We start from the raw sequence: 16,648 nt of genomic DNA on the forward strand, positions 1-16,648 counted from the left end.
CGCCAACCCGCGCAACATCGAAGCCTCCTTCGCCAATGGCAAGGTCAATGGCGTGAAGCAGCCGGTTGCCGATGGCGAAGCGGCCGATGTCGCAGTCGTGGTCGTCAATTCCGGCGGCAAGAGCGAGGGCGCGATTTCGCTCGCGCTGGTCGACCTCAAGGCCGGTGGCGTCACGGCGGAAGCGCTCCGCACCATCGACCCGACGCGTCCCCATGCGCAGCTCACCTTCAAGGATGCGCCTGCCGAGCTGATGGGCCCGGCCGGTCAGGGCTGGTCGCAGCTGCAGCGTGTGCTGGACGGCGCGGCCGTGCTTTTCGCCTTCGAGCAGGTGGGCGGTGCCGAGGCCTCGCTGGAAATGGCAAAGGAATATGCGCTGGAGCGCTACGCCTTCGGCCGCCAGATCGGCTCCTATCAGGCGATCAAGCACAAGCTTGCCGATATGTATGTGAAGAAGGAACTGGCCAAGTCCAACGCCTATTACGGCGCGATGATGCTGAACGACGAAGGCTCGGAACTGACCGAAGCCGCCGCCGCCTCGCGCATCGCGGGTAATGACGCCTATGTCTTCGCGGCTCAGGAGAACATCCAGACCCATGGCGGCATCGGCTACACATGGGAATCGAACTGCCAGTTCCACTACCGCCGCGCCAAGCTGCTCGCTCTCTCGGTGGGCTCCTCCGCCCAGTGGAAAGAGAAGCTCGTCTCTCGCCTCGAAGCGAAGAACGCAGCCTGAGCGAACCAAAAACAGAATTCGGCAAAGGGAAATAACGTCATGGATTTCAACGACACACCGGAAGAAGCCAAATTCCGCGCAGAGGTTCGCGAGTGGCTGAGCAAGAACGCGACACTGAAGTCGGAAGCCAAGAACACGAACGTCGACCGCACGCAGGATCAGGTCGTCAAGCGCAACAAGGAATGGCAGGCCAAGAAGGCCGATGCAGGCTATGCCGCGCTTACCTGGCCCAAGGAGTGGGGCGGCGCAGGCGCCTCGCCCATCCACAGCGTGATCTACGGGCAGGAAGAGTCGAAATACGACGTGCCCGGATCGATCTTCGCGATCGGCCTCGGCATGTGCATTCCGACCGTCATGGCCTGGGGCTCGGACGAGCACAAGAAGCGCTTCGTGAAGCCCGCCATCCGCGGCGAGGAGATCTGGTGTCAGCTCTTCTCCGAGCCCGCGGGCGGGTCGGACGTCGCGGGCTTGCGCACCCGCGCGGAAAAGGACGGCGATGAATGGGTTATCAACGGCCAGAAAGTCTGGACCTCCGGTGCCCAGTTTTGCGACTACGGCATCCTGCTGACCCGTACCGACCCGAACGTGCCCAAGCATAAGGGCCTCACCATGTTCTGGATCGATATGAAGGATCCGGCCGTGGAAGTGCGCCCGATCCGGCAGATGTCGGGCGAAAGCGGCTTCAACGAAGTCTTCTTCACCGATCTGCGTGTGAAGGACGATCAGCGTCTCGGCAAGGAAGGCGACGGCTGGAAGGTCGCGCTGACCACGCTGATGAACGAGCGTCTCGCGGTGGGCGGCAGTCAGGGCAATGCGGATGTGGACGACCTCATCCGCCTCGCTCGCGATGTCGATATTGCGGACGGTCCGGCCATCAACAATGGCGCCGTGCGCGAGCGCATCGCCGACTGGTATGTGCAGGCGCAGGGCCTGAAGTTCACCCGTTTCCGCACGCTGACGGCACTCTCCAAGGGTGAGACGCCGGGTCCGGAATCTTCCATCAGCAAGATCGTGGCGGCCAAGAAGATGCAGGATCTCGGCTCCTTCGGCATGGACCTGCAGGACCAGGGCGGCATCATCCGCGACCGCAACGTATCGCCGCTGGATGGCGCCTATACCGAGCAGTGGTTCGGCGCGGCGGGTTACCGCATCGCCGGCGGTACGGACGAAATCCTGCGCAACATCGTGGCCGAGCGCGTGCTGGGCCTGCCGCAGGATGTGCGCGTGGACAAGGACAAGGCGTTCAACGAACTGCCCAAGGGAAAATAAGACAGGAAACTTTCCTGCCTTTGCAAAGGGGTCCGGTGTCCGGGCCCCTTTTTGCATGTCCTGTCTTTAGTCGCCTCTGAAAGGCTGTGTTATGCTCTCGCCCGGATCCAACGTCCGGGGCAGGGTTTGAAAGCGGCGCTGAAATCGGCAGTTTTATGGATGCGCGCGCATCTGCACGCCATGGGCGTGTGGCTCAAGGCGCGTCTCCCGGCGACGCCTGCGGGCTACGGACCCTATTTCCCCGTGGCAGGCGTGATCGTTTTCGGCATCGCATTTTCGATTATCCGGCAGGTCTATGTGCCGCCGGTCACGCCGGGTCTGGAGGGCATTCTGTCCGACGGACGGCTTGTCGTCCTCACCCGCGTTTCGCCCGCGCTTTATTATGAAGGCAGCGACGGCCCGACCGGCTTCGAATATGCGCTGGCAAGGGACTTCGCAGAGGACCTTGGTGTTGAGGTCGACTTCCGTGTCTATAACACCGAGCCGGAACTGCTCGACGCGCTGGCGGACAATGCCGGTCATATCGCAGCCGCCGGCATCGTCGCCACGGAGGCGCGGCGCGAGCGCTTCGCCTTCACGCAACCCTATGAAACCGTGCGCCAGCTCGTCGCGTGTCGCCGCCCCGCGGGCCGGATCCGGTCGATGAAGGATCTGGAAGGGCGTCGCGTATTGCTGGCTGCGGGAACCTATGGCGCGGAACTGTTTGCAAAGAAGGCCGAGGCGTCGGAAGAGATCGAAGTGAGCATCGAGAATGCATCGCCCGATGAGCTCCTCACGCGTGTGGCGGACGGGGAGGCGGATTGCACCGTCGCCAACAGCATAACCTTCAAGGTCACCCAGCCCTACAGGATCGAACTCCGGAGAGCGTTTTATCTGTCAAAGGACGAACCGGTCGGGTGGGCTTTTCCGAAGGGGGAAAAGGAGCTGGACGGCAAATTGTCGGAATGGTTCGCCCGGTCGGAGAAGTCCGGGCTCATCGCGCGCCTGGAGCGCCGCTATCACGGCTTCCTGTCGCTCTTCGACTATGTCGACATCCGGAGCTTCCGCCGCGCCATCGAGGATGTGCTGCCGGAATACGAGAAGGCGATTCGCCGGGCGGCGGCCGGGAGCGGTTTGCCCTGGGAGTTGCTGGCCGCGATTTCATGGCAGGAATCGCACTGGAACCCGAAAGCCCGCAGCCCCACAGGCGTGCGCGGTTTCATGATGCTGACCTTGCCGACCGCCAAGGAACTCGGCGTGGAAGATCGTCTCAATCCATTGGAAAGTCTGGAAGGCGGCGCGAAATATCTCGCCAGCATCAAGGAAAGGCTGCCGGACGGGATCGAGGGCGACAGCCGCGTCTGGATGGCGCTGGCGGCCTATAATATGGGGTTCGGCCATCTGCTGGATGCGCGCATTCTGGCCGCTCGCCGAGGTCTCGATCCTGATTCGTGGACGGACCTTCGCCAGGTCCTGCCTTTGCTCCAGAGGCCGGAGATCTACGCAAAACTCCGCCATGGAAGAGGGCGTGGCGGCCAGGCCCTTCACTATGTGCAGCAGATCCGCACCTATATGTACATTCTTCGCCAGAGCCGCGGCCTGATTTGATCTCTGACAATGCTTCGTGCGCCGGTTCCTTTACCTAGGGGTGCGACACCTCGCCATGCCACTGCGACCAAATGACCACTAAATTTTTATGGGCTTTGGCGGATGATGTGTCCGAACGAATTGCAATGCACCGGCGGGGCTGAAAACCGATTTCCGGTGCCGTCTCAAGGAGAAGAAAATGAAGGGCAACATGAAATATTCCGCACTCGGCAAGATCGCGCTGGGCGTGGTGCTGGCAGCGGGCATGGTCGCCGCTGCACCGGCGGCTCAGGCGGCTGACGGGTTCAAGGGCAAGTCTGCGGGTGACTTCGTCGTCCGTGCACGCGCCATCGGCGTCATCCCGCGCGACAATGCGGACAGCGCCTCCATCCCGGGCGAACCCGATGTCTCGAACGAATATGTGCCGGAACTCGATTTCACCTACTTCATCACCGACAACGTCGCGCTGGAACTGATCGCCGCGACGACCCGTCACGATGTGAAGTGGAATATCGGCGGTACCCAGCTCGATCTGGGTAAGGTCAACCTGCTGCCGCCGACCCTGACCGTTCAGTATCACTTCATGCCGAAAGAGCGTCTGAGCCCCTATGTCGGCGCGGGCCTCAACTACACCATCTTCTACAATGAGGATGCAGGGTCTTCGATCACCTCGATCGACTACGAAAACAGCCTCGGCTATGCGCTGCAGGCCGGTGTCGACTACGCGCTGGACGACAACTGGTCGCTCAACCTCGACGTGAAGAAGCTCTGGCTCGACACTGACGTGAAGATCAATGGCGGTGCGGTCACCGCCAATGTGAACCTCGATCCGTGGATCGTCGGTGTAGGCGTCGGCTACCGCTTCTGATGCCGACCGCGGTATAGGCGGACGGCGGGTCTTCGAGGCTGGTTCTCGTCCCTGTCACCCGCAGCCCCACGGGGGCGAAAACGGGAGATCGGACCGCCGCCTGTACGGTTGGCCGGCAGCAGCTGCCCCTCGCATTGCGAGGGGCAGTTTTTTTATGCTAGCCAATAGGGTAATCACCCTAGTCGCTGTGCGCGGCGCGGGAGGAAAACAACCGGATTTCTGGAGGAGAAACCGTTGAACCAGATGGTCGATGGAACGGGGATCGATACCGCCAAGGTCAGGGAAGAGGGCCTGAGCGTTGCTATTCTGGGAGCGGGCGCCGGCGGTTTGTGCATGGCGATCCGCCTGCAGCAGGCCGGCATCACGAATTTCACGATATATGAAAAAGCCGACCGTGTGGGCGGCACCTGGCGCGACAACACCTATCCGGGCGCAGGCTGCGACGTTCCCTCCATGCTCTATTCCTATTCTTTCGAGCCCAAACTCGACTGGAGCCGCCGTTTCGCCGCCCAGCCCGAGATCGAGGAATATTTCGAGCATGTCGCCCGCAAATATCGTCTCTACCCGCATATCCAGTTCGGCAGCGAAGTCCATGCGGCGCGCTTCGACGAGGCGACCGGTCTCTGGCACCTGGAGATGAAGGACGGCCGGGAGGTCACCGCCAATATCGTCGTCTCCGGCGTGGGCCAGCTCAACCGGCCTTTCACCCCCGATATTCCCGGTCTGGAGAGTTTCGAGGGGATCAGGTTCCATTCCGCGCGCTGGGAGCATGAACACGACCTGACCGGCAAGACCGTCGCCGTGATCGGCAATGGCGCCAGCGCCATTCAGTTCGTGCCCGAGGTCGCGAAGGTGGTGAAGGACATGACCATCTTCCAGCGCACGCCCAACTGGGTCGTGCCCAAGGCGGATCGTCCCTACAAGGAATGGGAAAAGAAGCTGTTTCGCGCCTTCCCCTTTGTGGCGCGCCTCCAGCGCTGGCTGATCTGGATGACGCTGGAGCGCAATTTCCTCGCCTTCACGCAAGGGAGCTTTTTCGGAAAGCTCTTCGAGAAGGCGTCGAAAAAGGCATTGGAAGACGCCATTGCCGATCCGGACCTGCGCCGCAAGCTGACGCCCGACTATCCGGCAGGCTGCAAGCGCATCCTTCTTTCCAATGACTGGTTCCCCGCGCTTGCCCGTCCCAATGTCCATGTGGACGATCACGGCGTCGAGCGCATCACCAGGGAAGGCGTCGTGACGAAGGACGGTGTCGAGCACAAGGTCGATGCCATCGTTTTCGCGACCGGTTTCGAGGCGACCCGCTTCCTCGCGCCGATGGATGTCGCCGGCCGCGGGGGGCTCGACCTCAACGACGCATGGGCGAAAGGCGCGGAGGCCCATCGCGGCGTGGCGCTGGCGGGCTTCCCCAATTTCTTCATGCTCTACGGACCGAACACCAATCTCGGCCACAACTCGATCATCTTCATGATCGAGTGTCAGGTGAATTACATCCTGCAATGCATCGAAGCGGTGAAGGCTTCGCATGCGCGCTACATCGACGTGAAACCGGAAGCCATGGCCGAGTTCAACAGCGAGCTGCAGCGCGACATGCAGAAAACGGTTTGGGCCGCGGGCTGCTCGTCCTGGTACAAGACCGAAGACGGCAAGGTGACCAATAACTGGTCGAGCTTCACCGCCCGCTACTGGTGGGAGATGCGCCAGCCCGATTTCGAGGAATATTCGCTGGCAGGCGCCAACACCTGACGCGACCGCGTGAGATGAGATGCAAGGGACGGGCGACGCGGTCGTCCGCCCTTTTTGCGCTCAGCGCCGCCGCCGTTGCGTGAGATCGCCCGTGATGGCGAGATAGACCAGCATCGCCACTGCCGCATAGACCGCATTCAGCAACAGCACGTTGAACCAGGGGGCGCCCACGCCGAGCACCAGCTTGGCGTTGAGCGAAGGAATGCCGGCCAGTGCAATCGCCGCGACCACGACGCCGAGCGTTGGTTTCATTGCGCGGAAGATGAACGGCAGGAGCGCCGCCACGATGCAGGCCACGGCATAGCGCCCCGGCATCAGCATCAACGCCCATTTCGCCGGACCGCCGATCAGCATGGCGGCGAGCGCATTGACGATCGTGCCGGCAAATCCTGCAACGAGAACGGCGAAAACGGTTCGTATCATTGTGATGTTCCTCATGCGGCCAGAGCGTGCAGCCTAAAGGCAGCGTGGCCGTCCTCCAAACACATGTTCGTGATGTGAATACCCGCATGACCGGGGAAGACAATCCGGTCATGTCTGTTATCCTCTCCATCCAGGAACCGGCTTCTGACGAGCCGGGCAAGGGAAGAGGGCGCTATGTCGGGCAAAGCCGTGAAGTGGCTGTTGGGAATTCTCGTCGTGCTGGTACTGGCAGGCGGGGCGTTTCTGAAATTCATCGTTTATCCGGAGAGCGCAACTCTCACCGTGGCGGAGGGCACTGGTCCCTCGCCCGAATTGCCCGCGCCCAAAAAGACCGTCATGCCCACCGTCAACATCGCTTCTGCCGTGGGCTGGCCCGAGGGACAGAAGCCGACGGCGGCGGAAGGGCTCAAGGTCAATGCCTTTGCCAGCGGCCTCAAGCATCCGCGCTGGCTCTACAAGCTGCCCAATGGCGACATTCTCGTCGCTGAAACGGCGGGGCCGAAGAAAGCCGGAGACGGCGGTTTCCGGGGCTGGGTGGCGGAGCAGATCCAGTCGGCCGCGGGGGCCATCGTGGAAAGCGCGGACCGCATCACGCTTCTGCGCGATACCGATGGCGACGGCGTGGCGGATGTGAAGACCGCGTTCCTCACCGGCCTTCATTCGCCCTTCGGCATGGCGCTGGTGGGTAACGACCTCTATGTCGCCAATGCCGACAGTCTCTGGCGCTTCCCCTATGAGGAAGGCGAAACCGAGATCGCCGCCAGTGGTGAGAAGGTGGTGGACCTGCCGGCGGGCATCAATCATCACTGGACGAAGAACGTCATTGCGAGCCCGGACGGGACGAAGCTCTACATCACGGTCGGTTCCAACAGCAATGTCGGCGAGAACGGCATGGATGTGGAAAAGGGCCGCGCCGCCATCTGGGAGATGGACCGAGCGACCGGCAAGACGCGTATCTATGCGAGCGGCCTGCGCAATCCCAACGGCCTGGCCTTCGAGCCCGATACTGGCACGCTCTGGACGGCGGTGAACGAGCGCGACGAAATCGGCAGCGACCTCGTGCCCGACTACATCACCTCGGTGAAGGAGGGCGGCTTTTACGGTTGGCCCTACAGCTATTACGGCCAGCATGTCGACGAGCGAGTGCAGCCGCAAAAGCCGGACCTTGTGGCAAAGGCCATCGTGCCGGACTACGCGCTGGGCCCGCACACGGCCTCGCTCGGCATCGCCTTTTCCTACGACGCGAAACTGCCCGAGGGCTGGAACCGTGGCCTCTTCGTTGGCCAGCACGGCTCCTGGAACCGCCGTCCCAAGAGCGGCTACAAGGTCATCTATGTGCCGTTCGAAAACGGCATGCCGTCCGGCGATCCCAAAGACGTGCTGACCGGCTTCCTCAACAAGGATGACGAGGCGCAAGGCCGTCCGGTCGATGTGCTTGTCGACGGGGCAGGCGACCTTCTCGTGACGGACGATGTCGGCAACACCGTCTGGAGGGTGAGCAGCGCCAGCCCGAATAGCTGATCGTCAGGATTTCCGCATCAGGCGCGGGAAGATGCGTTCGGCATTTTCCCGCGCGATTGCGCGTGCATCGCTTTCGCTCAGGTCCGGCATTGTATCGAGCATCGAGATATTCCGTTCGACGCCAAATTCCGGCGTGAAGGGCCAGTCGCTCCCGAACAGGATCTGCGTCACCGGCGCAATCCGCCTGAGCCCCTCGAAGGGCACGGGATGCGCTGACAGCGCGACATCGTAATAGAGCGTTTTCAGCGTTTCGAAGACTTCTTCCTCGCTGAGAGGTCGCGGTTCGATGAAAGGCACATTCGCAAAAATCGCAATCCGCGCGATGAGCGAGGGGAGTGCCGCGCCGCCATGCGGGACGATCACCTTGATGCGGGGCCGCGTCTGCAGCGTGCGTGAATAGAGCAGATCGACAATCGCCCGCGTCGTATCGAGCGGGAATTCCAGAAGCGGCGCAGGCCGCCCGAGCGCCACGGCCTCGAAGCAGGCCGGACTTGTCGGATGCAGGAAGAGCGTCGCCTCGCGCCGGTTAAGTTCGTCGAAGATCGGCGCAAAGCGCGGCGAGCCGAGATATTCGCCGTTGATATTGGTCTCGAGAATGATCCCGTCCGCGCCGAGCATCTCGAAGGCGTAGTCTATCTCCTTCAGAGAGGCCGCCACATTCGGCAGGGGCAGGCTTGCAAAGAAGCCGAAGCGGTCCGGATTTTTGCGAAGAAGTGCAGCACCTTCCTCGTTCACCTCGCGGCAGAGACCGGTTCGTTCTTCTTCGGGCAGGAAATGGGTGGAGGGCGAGGAGAGCGAGATCATGGCCGTGCCAATGCCCTGGCGGTCCATCACCGCAAGCGCTTCCGCCTCGCTCCATTGCGGCACCGGCATGCCGCCATCGAGATGCGTCATCCCCGCCTTGGTCAGCGCTTGTGCATAGCACTTGGGGAGGAAATGCGCGTGAACGTCGATCCGGCCTCCACAGGCGCAGGTTTCATTCTGTGTCATGAGACAGAGGTTCCTTTTGCGGAAGATCAGTCCGGATGAAACCGGGCGGGTAGCTTCTCGAAGCCCTGCAGAACATTATTGCGTAAGTAAACCGGTTTGCCCGCCTCGATACGCGATACACGGCGCACGAGGCTCGTCAGCAGAATTTCCATTTCCAACCGCGCAAGGTGCATACCGACGCAAGTATGCGCCCCGTGGCCCCAGCCAACATGATCGCGTGGGTTGCGACGAATATCGAAGTCTTGCGGCCGGACATAATGACGTTCGTCGTGGTTGGCTGAAGCAAAGAGTATCAATACGCGGGAACCGGCCGGAACGGTCTGCTCGCCGATGTCCACATCCTCGGCGGCATGGCGCGTAAAGCCCCGAATGGGTGAGGCAAGACGGACCGTTTCATTGACCACGCCGGGGATCAGCTCCGGTTCGGCGCGAAGCGCCTCGTAGGTCTCGGGTCTGTTTGCGAGAAGCCAGACCATGTGTCCGGTCGCAAGGATAGTCGTATCAAGCGCCGGAGCCACATAGTCGATGACCATCGCGTTGGCTTCCGCCCGGGAGAGTTGACCTTGTTCGGCCGCTGCGAAAAGGCGATCTGCCCATCCATCCGGCGTCACATCCTCGCGGCGTAGTGCGCGAACATATTTACCGAGATCGAGCAGTGCGGGCATCGATCTCAGGCCCCGCAGATTCATGACGCCGAGAGCGTTGAAGGTTGAGGCCGCCCAACTCAGCATGCGCTCGCGTCCGAAGGCATTAAGGCCTACCAGTTCGGCCACTACGGTCACCGGCAGGTGCGCGGCGAAATCGCCTATCGCATCGAATTGTTCGCCGGCCGCGAGCTCGTTCACCAGCCGGTCGGCTATTTCCTCGAGACGGGGACGCAGCTCATTCAACGGGCCCGGCATGACGGGTTGCATTAGGACTTTCCGCCGTCGTGTATGCGTGTCGCCGTCGCTCGTCAGCGTGATGGGGGGAGCCTGCCGGTTGACCGGATTGTTGGCTGCGACCCCCTTGCCGCTGAGAAGACGATCATCCGCGCGCAATGCATCGCGGACATCTTCATATCGTCCGACCGCCCAGAGACGCCGCCGGGGCATCCAAACCGCTGAACCGAGATTGCGGATTTTCTCGTAGGCGGGATAGGGGTCCCGCAAGGCAGCCGAACCGTAAAGGTCGCCCCAGTAGGTTGCGCGCATCTCAATTTCCCTCATTTCGGACAGGCCGCCCATCCGGCCTTTCAGCTCCGTGGGGGATAAAATGGCGATAAATCCGATGACGTTCAGTCAAAAGAAAAACGGCACGGCGCTTTTGATTGGCACCTCCCTAAAAGCTTTTCATTTATAGACCACGTTCTAGTTTTGCCGAGTGGTCTCTTGGGAGGCGTTCTCGTCCTGTAATCGGTGCGCGCCCTTGCCTTGCGTCCGCTACGGTCAGGGGCTACCTAGGTCAAGCTATTGACTGAGCTTTTGACTTCACGGACGAGCGAATGCCCGAGCGGCTGATCAGCGTGGCCCCGATGATGGACTGGACGGACCGGCATGACCGGTTCTTCCTGCGCCTCATCACGCGTCATGCGCTGCTCTATACCGAAATGGTGACGACCGGCGCCGTCATTCACGGCGACCGCCAGCGCCTGCTCGGATATGACGATGCGGAGCATCCCGTGGCCGTCCAGCTCGGCGGTTCCGAACCGGCAGAACTCGCCGAAGCCGCGCGCATCGCCGAAGGCTTCGGTTATGACGAGATCAACCTCAATGTCGGTTGCCCGTCCGACCGTGTGCAGTCGGGCCGCTTCGGTGCCTGCCTGATGCAGGAGCCCGGCCTCGTTGCGGCTTGCGTCGAAGCGATGGGGAAGGCGGTTAGCGTCCCCGTCACGGTGAAGTGCCGTATCGGCGTGGATGACCAGGACCCGGAAGAAGCGCTGCCGACCATGGCGCGTGCCGTGCGCGAGGCGGGCTGCGGGACGCTTGTCGTTCATGCGCGCAAGGCCTGGCTGAAAGGTCTTTCCCCGAAAGAAAACCGAGACGTGCCGCCGCTCGATTATCCGCTGGTCTATCGCCTGAAGCGCGACATGGCCGACATGGAAATCATCATCAATGGCGGCGTCCCCGATCTCGATGCCTGCGCCGATCATCTGGGGCATGTCGATGGCGTTATGCTGGGCCGCGCCGCCTATCAGACGCCCTATGTTCTGGCCGAGGCGGACCGGCGCTTCTACGACCCCGCCGCCGAAATTCCGACCCGCGCCGAGATACTCGAACGCTTCGTTCCTTATGTGGAGCGCGAGCTGGCGGCGGGCACGCATCTTCATGCCATGACGCGCCATATTCTCGGCCTCTATCAGGGCCGGCCCGGCGCGCGCGCCTTCCGCCGTCACATCTCGGAAAACGCCCCGCGCTCCGATGCGGGCATCGAGGTGCTGCGCGAGGCGCTGGCCTGCGTCGAACGCGACGCGCCTTCCGCTCTTTCTTCTTCTCTCGAAATTCTGGATGCCTGACAAATGGATCTTACCGGCTCGCTGGGGGCTTACCCCACCCACGAACTCATTGCGCTCGCCATCGGTCTCATCGGAACGGGGCTTGTCGCGGGGCTCATTGCGGGCCTTCTGGGCGTCGGCGGCGGCATCGTCATCGTGCCGGTGCTGTATCAGGTCTTCACCGTGCTCGACATCGACCCGTCGATCCGCATGCATCTGGCGGTCGGCACCTCGCTCGGCACCATCATCCTGACCTCGATACGCTCGGTGCGTGCGCACTCGAAAAGAGGCGCCGTCGATTTCGAATTGCTCAGGCGCTGGGCGCTGCCGGTTCTCATCGGTGTTGCTGTCGGCACGACCTTCGCCGCCAGCGTGAACGGCGATATCCTGACGACGGTCTTCGCTTCCGTCGCGCTCCTCGTCGCCTTCAATCTCGCTTTCGGCAAGGAGAGCTGGCGTCTGGGCAGCGAGCTTCCGTCGAAGCCCTGGCAATACGGCATCGCGTCGGTCATCGGCGGGCTTTCCGCCATGATGGGCATTGGCGGCGGTACGTTCGGCGTTACCTATATGACGCTCTTCGGCCGCAACCCGCGAGAGGCGGTTGCGACCTCATCCGGTCTTGGCTTGCTGATCTCGGTGCCGGGCGTGGTGGGCTTCATCATTTCCGGCTGGAACGAGCCCCTTTTGCCGCCGTTCAGTCTCGGCTTCGTCAACCTTGTGGGCATGGCGCTCATTGCGCCGCTCACCGTGCTGGCCGCGCCATGGGGCGCGAACCTCGCGCACCGGATCAGTCACAAGGCGCTGCTGCGCGCCTTCGCGCTCTTCCTCGTGATTTCGTCCCTGCACATGTTCTTCCGGCTTTACGGCTGAGACGGGCTCACGCACCGATGATCGCCCAGTTGCCGTGGGCGGTCATGATGCGTTTTTCATCGGCGAAGATCTCTGAGCGCAGGAAGCAGACCGCGCGGCCTTTCTTCACCATCTCGGCCCGGCCCTCGATCCACTGACCGGCTTTGGCCGATGAAATGAACTCCGTGGTGAGCGAGATGGTCGCGCAGGGCGCGCCGCCGATTGCGTGAAAGACGAGACTGCCCATCATCGTGTCGGCCAGCGTCGTCGCCATGCCGCCATGAAGCATCCCGTAAGGATTGCAGTGCTTCGTTTCCGCGCGAAATCCCCACACGGCGTGCATGTCGTCCGTATCGTCGCGTTGCCAGAGCGGCCCGACCAGCCCCTCGAATCCGTCCGCCATCGACGCATCGATGAGGCGAAACCCTTCCGGTGCGTCGCTCATGGCTTGTCTCCCCCCGCGAGTCTTCTTCCTAGATTTTCTGGTCGTATTCGCCCACTTCCGGCTGCGCGGACAGGCGCTTGTCGATCTCGTGGAACATGTCGCGCATGTTTTTCTCCGAGGTCGGGCTTTCGACCACGACCACCAGACCCGGCTTGTTGGACGAGGCGCGCACAAGTCCCCATGTGCCGTCATCCACCGTCACACGCACACCGTTGACCGTCACGAGATCTCGAATGTTCTGCCCGATCAGCTTTTCGCCGTTCTCCCGCATGCCGGCAAAGGCCTTCACCATGCGGTCCACGACCTGATACTTCACCTCGTCGGGGCAGTGCGGCGACATGGTGGGCGAGCCCCATGTCATGGGCAGCGCCTCGCGCAGATCCGACATGGTCTTGTCCGGGTTGCGGTCCAGCATGTCGCAAATGGCGATGGCGGAAACGAGCCCGTCGTCATAGCCGCGGCCGATCGGTGCGTTGAAGAAATAGTGGCCGGACTTCTCGAAGCCCACCAGCGCGTTGATCTCGTTGGCGCGGCGCTTGATATAGGAATGCCCCGTCTTCCAGTAATCCGTCGTGGCGCCATTGCCCTGCAGGATCGGGTCGGTGAGGAAGAGGCCCGTCGATTTCACATCGACGACGAATTTGGCGTTCTCGAACCGGGCCGAAAGATCGCGCGCCAGCATGACGCCCACCTTGTCGGCGAAGATTTCCTCGCCCGTATTGTCCACGACGCCGCAGCGGTCGCCGTCGCCGTCGAAGGCAAGCCCGACATCCGCGCCCGTTTCCAGCACCTTGTCGCGCAGTGCATGGAGCATTTCCATGTCTTCCGGGTTCGGATTGTAATTCGGGAATGTGAAGTCGAGTTCGCAGTCGAGCTGGATCACCTCCGCGCCGATACCCTCCAGCACTTGCGGCGCAAAGGCGCCCGCCGTGCCGTTGCCGCAGGCCGCCACGACTTTGAGGGGCTTCTTCAGCTTGTCGCGGTCGGTGAGGTCTTTGATATAGCGCTCCGCCATGTCGGGGACATAGATGTAACGTCCGCCGTCGCGCGCCTTGCCCTGGCCCTCGAGCACGATGCGTTTCAGATGCGCCATCTCGTCCGGCCCAAAGGTGAGCGGGCGCTGCGCGCCCATCTTCACGCCCGTCCAGCCATTTTCATTATGGCTCGCCGTGACCATGGCAACGGCGGGCACATCGAGAGCGAATTGCGAGAAATAGGCGACGGGCGACAGCGCGAGGCCGATGTCATGGACTTCGCAACCGGAGCCCATCAGCCCGATGATGAGCGCCTGCTTGATGGAGGCGGAGTAGGAGCGGAAATCATGCCCGACGGCGATGGCGGGTTTGACGCCCATTTCGTGCAGCACGGTGCCGAGGCCGAAACCCAGCGCCTGAACGCCCATCAGGTTGATCTGTTCGGGGAAAAGCCACCTGGCGTCATATTCGCGAAACCCCGCAGGGGCGACCAGCGGAAGGTTTTCGAATTCCGGCGTATTGGGTTTCAGGTCGTCGCGGGGGATAGGCAGCATTCGCAGTTACCTCGGCATTTGAATCGCGGATCGGACGAACGGGATCATCGCCCGATCGGGCTTCAATGCAATGTTAGTTTGGTGAGAATAGGGCGAGAAGGGTTCATTCCCGAAGGATTAGACGGTCTCCGCTGACTTCGACGCTTCTGAGCCGTCCGAGGAAACTCATCCCCAGCAGCGAGCCGGGCAGGGTGTCGGTGCGCATCACCGAGGCGTCCACGTCGCGCAGCACGATATCTCCGATGGAAACTTCGTCGAGCCGAATCCGGGCCGCCATGATCCGGCCATTGGCGGTGTCATAGGCGGTGGTATAGCTCAACCGGTTGAGATCTATCCCTGCGCGCTGCGCATCTTCCCGGGTCAGGGCCACATCCGTCGCACCGGTATCCACCAGGAAATGAACATGGGTCCCGTTGACCATCGCATCGGCGCTGAAATGGCCGTTGAGGCTGCGGCTGAGATAGGCGACCCCCGGTTCGGTCTGCACCGGGGCGGAGGGGATGAGCGCGCTTTTTGTGCGCTGCATGAGCGTCCCAAGCTCGGAGCGGTAGCTGTAGCTCACCACAAGCATCAGCGTGATCGCGATCCATGTCAGCGCCTGCTTGACGGCAAGCCCGGGGTTGCCGCGAAAGCCCAGGATTGCGCTGCCGAGGATGGCGACGATCAGCACCATGCCGTAGGTAAGCCTGATCTGCGCGTTCTGGCTCGACAGGGCGCCCGGAAAGCGGTTGTTGAGAAACAGCACCAGCGCCACCAGTCCCAGCAGCGTCAGTCCCGCATATGCCCATCTGTTGCTCTTCATGAGCGCCATCCTATCCGCTCGATTGTGACCATGTCGTAACCGCGCCGCCCGAAATTCGACAGATCCGAATTCAATACGATTCAATATGGGACCGCTTGAAGGCGGGGGGACAAGTATATATTTACATGCTATAGTCGAGTTGAATTTGTTACCACGATAATGTGATGTGAAATGACCGAGCGCAAGATCGTACCGCTGAGAGGGGGGCAGGAGGGCAGCATGGCTGCCAATGCCGCCTCGCATCTTGCGCTGCCCGAGCTGGAAGCCGGCTGGGTCTGGCTGGTGGGAGCAGGCCCCGGCGATCCCGGCCTTCTCACGCTTCATGCCCTGAATGCGCTGCGCCAGGCCGATCATGTAGTCTATGACGCGTTGGTGGACGAAACCGTTCTCGAATTCGCCAATCCCCGCGCCACGCTGGAATATGCCGGCAAGCGTGGCGGCAAGCCGAGCCCGAAACAGCGGGACATCTCCTCGCGTCTGGTGGAACTGGCCCGTGCGGGCAAGCGCGTCCTGCGTCTGAAAGGCGGCGATCCCTTCGTCTTCGGTCGGGGCGGGGAAGAAGCGCTGGCGCTGGTCGAGGCCGGTATTCCCTTCCGCATCGTGCCCGGCGTCACCGCCGGGATCGGCGGTCTGGGCTATGCGGGCATTCCTGTCACGCATCGCGACGTCAACCACGCCGTCACCTTCGTCACCGGCCACATGGCGGGCGGCGACGTGCCGGAAAATCTGGACTGGGCGGCCATCGCCAAGGGCTCGCCCGTCATCGTCCTCTACATGGCGCTGAAACATCTGCCCGCGATCACCGAAACGCTGGTCGCGAATGGCCGGTCGGGCGCGGAGCCCGTCGCGCTGGTGCGCAATGCGTCGCTCAAAGATCAGACCGTGCTCGAAACCACGCTCGCCACGGCAGCCGCGGATGTGGAGCGCGAAGGCTTCACCGCGCCTGCCATTATCGTCATCGGCGATGTGGTGCGTCTGCGCGAAGGGCTGGACTGGCTGGGCGCGCTGGAAGGACGCATCCTCAATCCCGATCCGCTGGGCCATCGCCGTCAGCAGGATGCGGGCTAGCTCTGGCGAAGGGGCTGGCTCTGGCGAAGGGCTCTGTCGATTTGTCTGAGGGCCGCTTCCGGTTCGGCTGCCTTTTCGCCAAGCGTCTCGAGACGGCCGGGCAATTGCCGCAAGATCGCCTCGCGCTCGGCATCGCTCATGCCGCCCCAGCCGGCGATTTCCCCCAGCGTTCGGGCACAGCCCGTGCAAAGTCCGCTGCGGCCGTCCACGGCGCAGATCGAAATGCAGGGGGTCCTGATCGGGGCTGAAAAACTCATTCCGGGTCGCCTGTTCGCTGAATACCTGTTTTGTGTCGTGGCGCGCGGCGGAGTATAGGACACAGCATCCCCGCTCGCGCAAATCCCACTCGACGAGGCCCATTGATGAA

The 16,648-nt window shown here is 62.2% G+C and carries 16 protein-coding genes; 9 read left to right on the forward strand and 7 right to left on the reverse strand.

Annotated elements, in window-relative coordinates; genetic code table 11:
- The 5 genes from CMI59_RS16580 to CMI59_RS16600 form a co-directional block, all read left to right on the forward strand.
- Nucleotides 1-733: acyl-CoA dehydrogenase (locus CMI59_RS16580; protein WP_293329340.1), on the forward strand; the 733-nt coding region annotated here is incomplete at its 5' end.
- A gap of 39 nt (nucleotides 734-772) precedes the next feature.
- On the forward strand, nucleotides 773-2,002 hold the full coding sequence (locus CMI59_RS16585; RefSeq protein ID WP_293329341.1) for an acyl-CoA dehydrogenase family protein: 1,230 nt from the start codon (nucleotides 773-775) through the stop codon (nucleotides 2,000-2,002).
- Nucleotides 2,003-2,161: 159 nt separating this feature from the next.
- The gene (gene mltF, locus CMI59_RS16590; protein WP_293329342.1) at nucleotides 2,162-3,589 is read left to right on the forward strand and encodes a membrane-bound lytic murein transglycosylase MltF; all 1,428 of its coding nucleotides are present in this window, start codon (nucleotides 2,162-2,164) and stop codon (nucleotides 3,587-3,589) included.
- 178 nt (nucleotides 3,590-3,767) lie between these two features.
- A complete protein-coding gene (locus CMI59_RS16595) occupies nucleotides 3,768-4,436 on the forward strand; it encodes an OmpW family protein (protein WP_293329343.1) in 669 nt (222 codons plus the stop codon).
- A 243-nt stretch (nucleotides 4,437-4,679) separates the two neighbouring features.
- Nucleotides 4,680-6,182, forward strand: a complete 1,503-nt coding sequence (locus CMI59_RS16600; protein ID WP_293329354.1) for an NAD(P)/FAD-dependent oxidoreductase — start codon at nucleotides 4,680-4,682, stop codon at nucleotides 6,180-6,182.
- Between the two features lie 60 nt (nucleotides 6,183-6,242).
- Here the strand turns inward: CMI59_RS16600 and CMI59_RS16605 are convergent, their stop codons facing one another.
- The gene (locus tag CMI59_RS16605) at nucleotides 6,243-6,605 is read right to left on the reverse strand and encodes a hypothetical protein (RefSeq protein WP_293329344.1); all 363 of its coding nucleotides are present in this window, start codon (nucleotides 6,603-6,605) and stop codon (nucleotides 6,243-6,245) included.
- Between the two features lie 174 nt (nucleotides 6,606-6,779).
- Between CMI59_RS16605 and CMI59_RS16610 the strand changes: the two genes are divergently transcribed.
- Nucleotides 6,780-8,126, forward strand: a complete 1,347-nt coding sequence (locus CMI59_RS16610; protein ID WP_293329345.1) for a sorbosone dehydrogenase family protein — start codon at nucleotides 6,780-6,782, stop codon at nucleotides 8,124-8,126.
- 3 nt (nucleotides 8,127-8,129) lie between these two features.
- On the opposite strand, the gene CMI59_RS16615 is transcribed toward CMI59_RS16610, so the two are convergent.
- Entirely contained in the window at nucleotides 8,130-9,116 is a 987-nt protein-coding gene (locus CMI59_RS16615; RefSeq protein ID WP_293329346.1) for an amidohydrolase family protein, read from the reverse strand.
- Between the two features lie 26 nt (nucleotides 9,117-9,142).
- Nucleotides 9,143-10,309: a cytochrome P450 gene (locus CMI59_RS16620; protein WP_293329347.1), complete on the reverse strand. Its 1,167-nt coding sequence runs from the start codon at nucleotides 10,307-10,309 to the stop codon at nucleotides 9,143-9,145.
- A 290-nt stretch (nucleotides 10,310-10,599) separates the two neighbouring features.
- Between CMI59_RS16620 and dusA the strand changes: the two genes are divergently transcribed.
- Together dusA and CMI59_RS16630 are read left to right on the forward strand one after the other, a co-directional pair.
- Nucleotides 10,600-11,610, forward strand: coding sequence for a tRNA dihydrouridine(20/20a) synthase DusA (dusA, locus tag CMI59_RS16625; RefSeq protein WP_293329348.1), 1,011 nt, complete (start codon nucleotides 10,600-10,602; stop codon nucleotides 11,608-11,610).
- Between the two features lie 3 nt (nucleotides 11,611-11,613).
- A complete protein-coding gene (locus CMI59_RS16630) occupies nucleotides 11,614-12,459 on the forward strand; it encodes a sulfite exporter TauE/SafE family protein (RefSeq protein WP_293329349.1) in 846 nt (281 codons plus the stop codon).
- 7 nt (nucleotides 12,460-12,466) lie between these two features.
- Here CMI59_RS16630 and CMI59_RS16635 read toward each other — a convergent pair whose 3' ends face one another.
- From CMI59_RS16635 to CMI59_RS16645, 3 genes are all read right to left on the reverse strand, one after another.
- Nucleotides 12,467-12,883, reverse strand: coding sequence for a PaaI family thioesterase (locus CMI59_RS16635; RefSeq protein WP_293329350.1), 417 nt, complete (start codon nucleotides 12,881-12,883; stop codon nucleotides 12,467-12,469).
- A 28-nt stretch (nucleotides 12,884-12,911) separates the two neighbouring features.
- On the reverse strand, nucleotides 12,912-14,411 hold the full coding sequence (locus CMI59_RS16640) for a phosphomannomutase/phosphoglucomutase (RefSeq protein WP_293329351.1): 1,500 nt from the start codon (nucleotides 14,409-14,411) through the stop codon (nucleotides 12,912-12,914).
- 103 nt (nucleotides 14,412-14,514) lie between these two features.
- Nucleotides 14,515-15,213, reverse strand: coding sequence for a TIGR02281 family clan AA aspartic protease (locus tag CMI59_RS16645; protein WP_293329352.1), 699 nt, complete (start codon nucleotides 15,211-15,213; stop codon nucleotides 14,515-14,517).
- 219 nt (nucleotides 15,214-15,432) lie between these two features.
- On the opposite strand from CMI59_RS16645, the gene cobA reads away from it, so the two are divergent.
- Nucleotides 15,433-16,281 carry a uroporphyrinogen-III C-methyltransferase gene (gene cobA / locus CMI59_RS16650; RefSeq protein ID WP_293329355.1) on the forward strand — a complete coding sequence of 283 codons (849 nt, stop codon included), beginning with the start codon at nucleotides 15,433-15,435 and terminating at the stop codon, nucleotides 16,279-16,281.
- Here the strand turns inward: cobA and CMI59_RS16655 are convergent.
- Complete coding sequence (locus CMI59_RS16655; RefSeq protein ID WP_293329353.1) at nucleotides 16,278-16,538, reverse strand: DUF1289 domain-containing protein; 261 nt, start codon at nucleotides 16,536-16,538, stop codon at nucleotides 16,278-16,280. The genes cobA and CMI59_RS16655 overlap by 4 nt on opposite strands.
- Nucleotides 16,539-16,648: the final 110 nt, after the last annotated feature.

The organism is Parvibaculum sp. (assembly GCF_002684405.1).
Classification (GTDB): Bacteria; Pseudomonadota; Alphaproteobacteria; order Parvibaculales; family Parvibaculaceae; genus Parvibaculum.

Coding starts and splice junctions, on each gene's coding strand:
- CMI59_RS16610 (WP_293329345.1), top strand. CDS start 6,780: ATGTCGGGCAAAGCCGTGAAGTGGCTGTTGGGAATTCTCGTCGTGCTG.
- mltF (WP_293329342.1), top strand. CDS start 2,162: ATGCGCGCGCATCTGCACGCCATGGGCGTGTGGCTCAAGGCGCGTCTC.
- CMI59_RS16645 (WP_293329352.1), bottom strand. CDS start 15,213: ATGAAGAGCAACAGATGGGCATATGCGGGACTGACGCTGCTGGGACTG.
- CMI59_RS16620 (WP_293329347.1), bottom strand. CDS start 10,309: ATGCGCGCAACCTACTGGGGCGACCTTTACGGTTCGGCTGCCTTGCGG.
- CMI59_RS16640 (WP_293329351.1), bottom strand. CDS start 14,411: ATGCTGCCTATCCCCCGCGACGACCTGAAACCCAATACGCCGGAATTC.
- CMI59_RS16595 (WP_293329343.1), top strand. CDS start 3,768: ATGAAGGGCAACATGAAATATTCCGCACTCGGCAAGATCGCGCTGGGC.
- CMI59_RS16605 (WP_293329344.1), bottom strand. CDS start 6,605: ATGATACGAACCGTTTTCGCCGTTCTCGTTGCAGGATTTGCCGGCACG.
- CMI59_RS16635 (WP_293329350.1), bottom strand. CDS start 12,883: ATGAGCGACGCACCGGAAGGGTTTCGCCTCATCGATGCGTCGATGGCG.
- CMI59_RS16600 (WP_293329354.1), top strand. CDS start 4,680: ATGGTCGATGGAACGGGGATCGATACCGCCAAGGTCAGGGAAGAGGGC.
- dusA (WP_293329348.1), top strand. CDS start 10,600: ATGCCCGAGCGGCTGATCAGCGTGGCCCCGATGATGGACTGGACGGAC.
- CMI59_RS16585 (WP_293329341.1), top strand. CDS start 773: ATGGATTTCAACGACACACCGGAAGAAGCCAAATTCCGCGCAGAGGTT.
- cobA (WP_293329355.1), top strand. CDS start 15,433: ATGGCTGCCAATGCCGCCTCGCATCTTGCGCTGCCCGAGCTGGAAGCC.
- CMI59_RS16655 (WP_293329353.1), bottom strand. CDS start 16,538: ATGAGTTTTTCAGCCCCGATCAGGACCCCCTGCATTTCGATCTGCGCC.
- CMI59_RS16615 (WP_293329346.1), bottom strand. CDS start 9,116: ATGACACAGAATGAAACCTGCGCCTGTGGAGGCCGGATCGACGTTCAC.
- CMI59_RS16630 (WP_293329349.1), top strand. CDS start 11,614: ATGGATCTTACCGGCTCGCTGGGGGCTTACCCCACCCACGAACTCATT.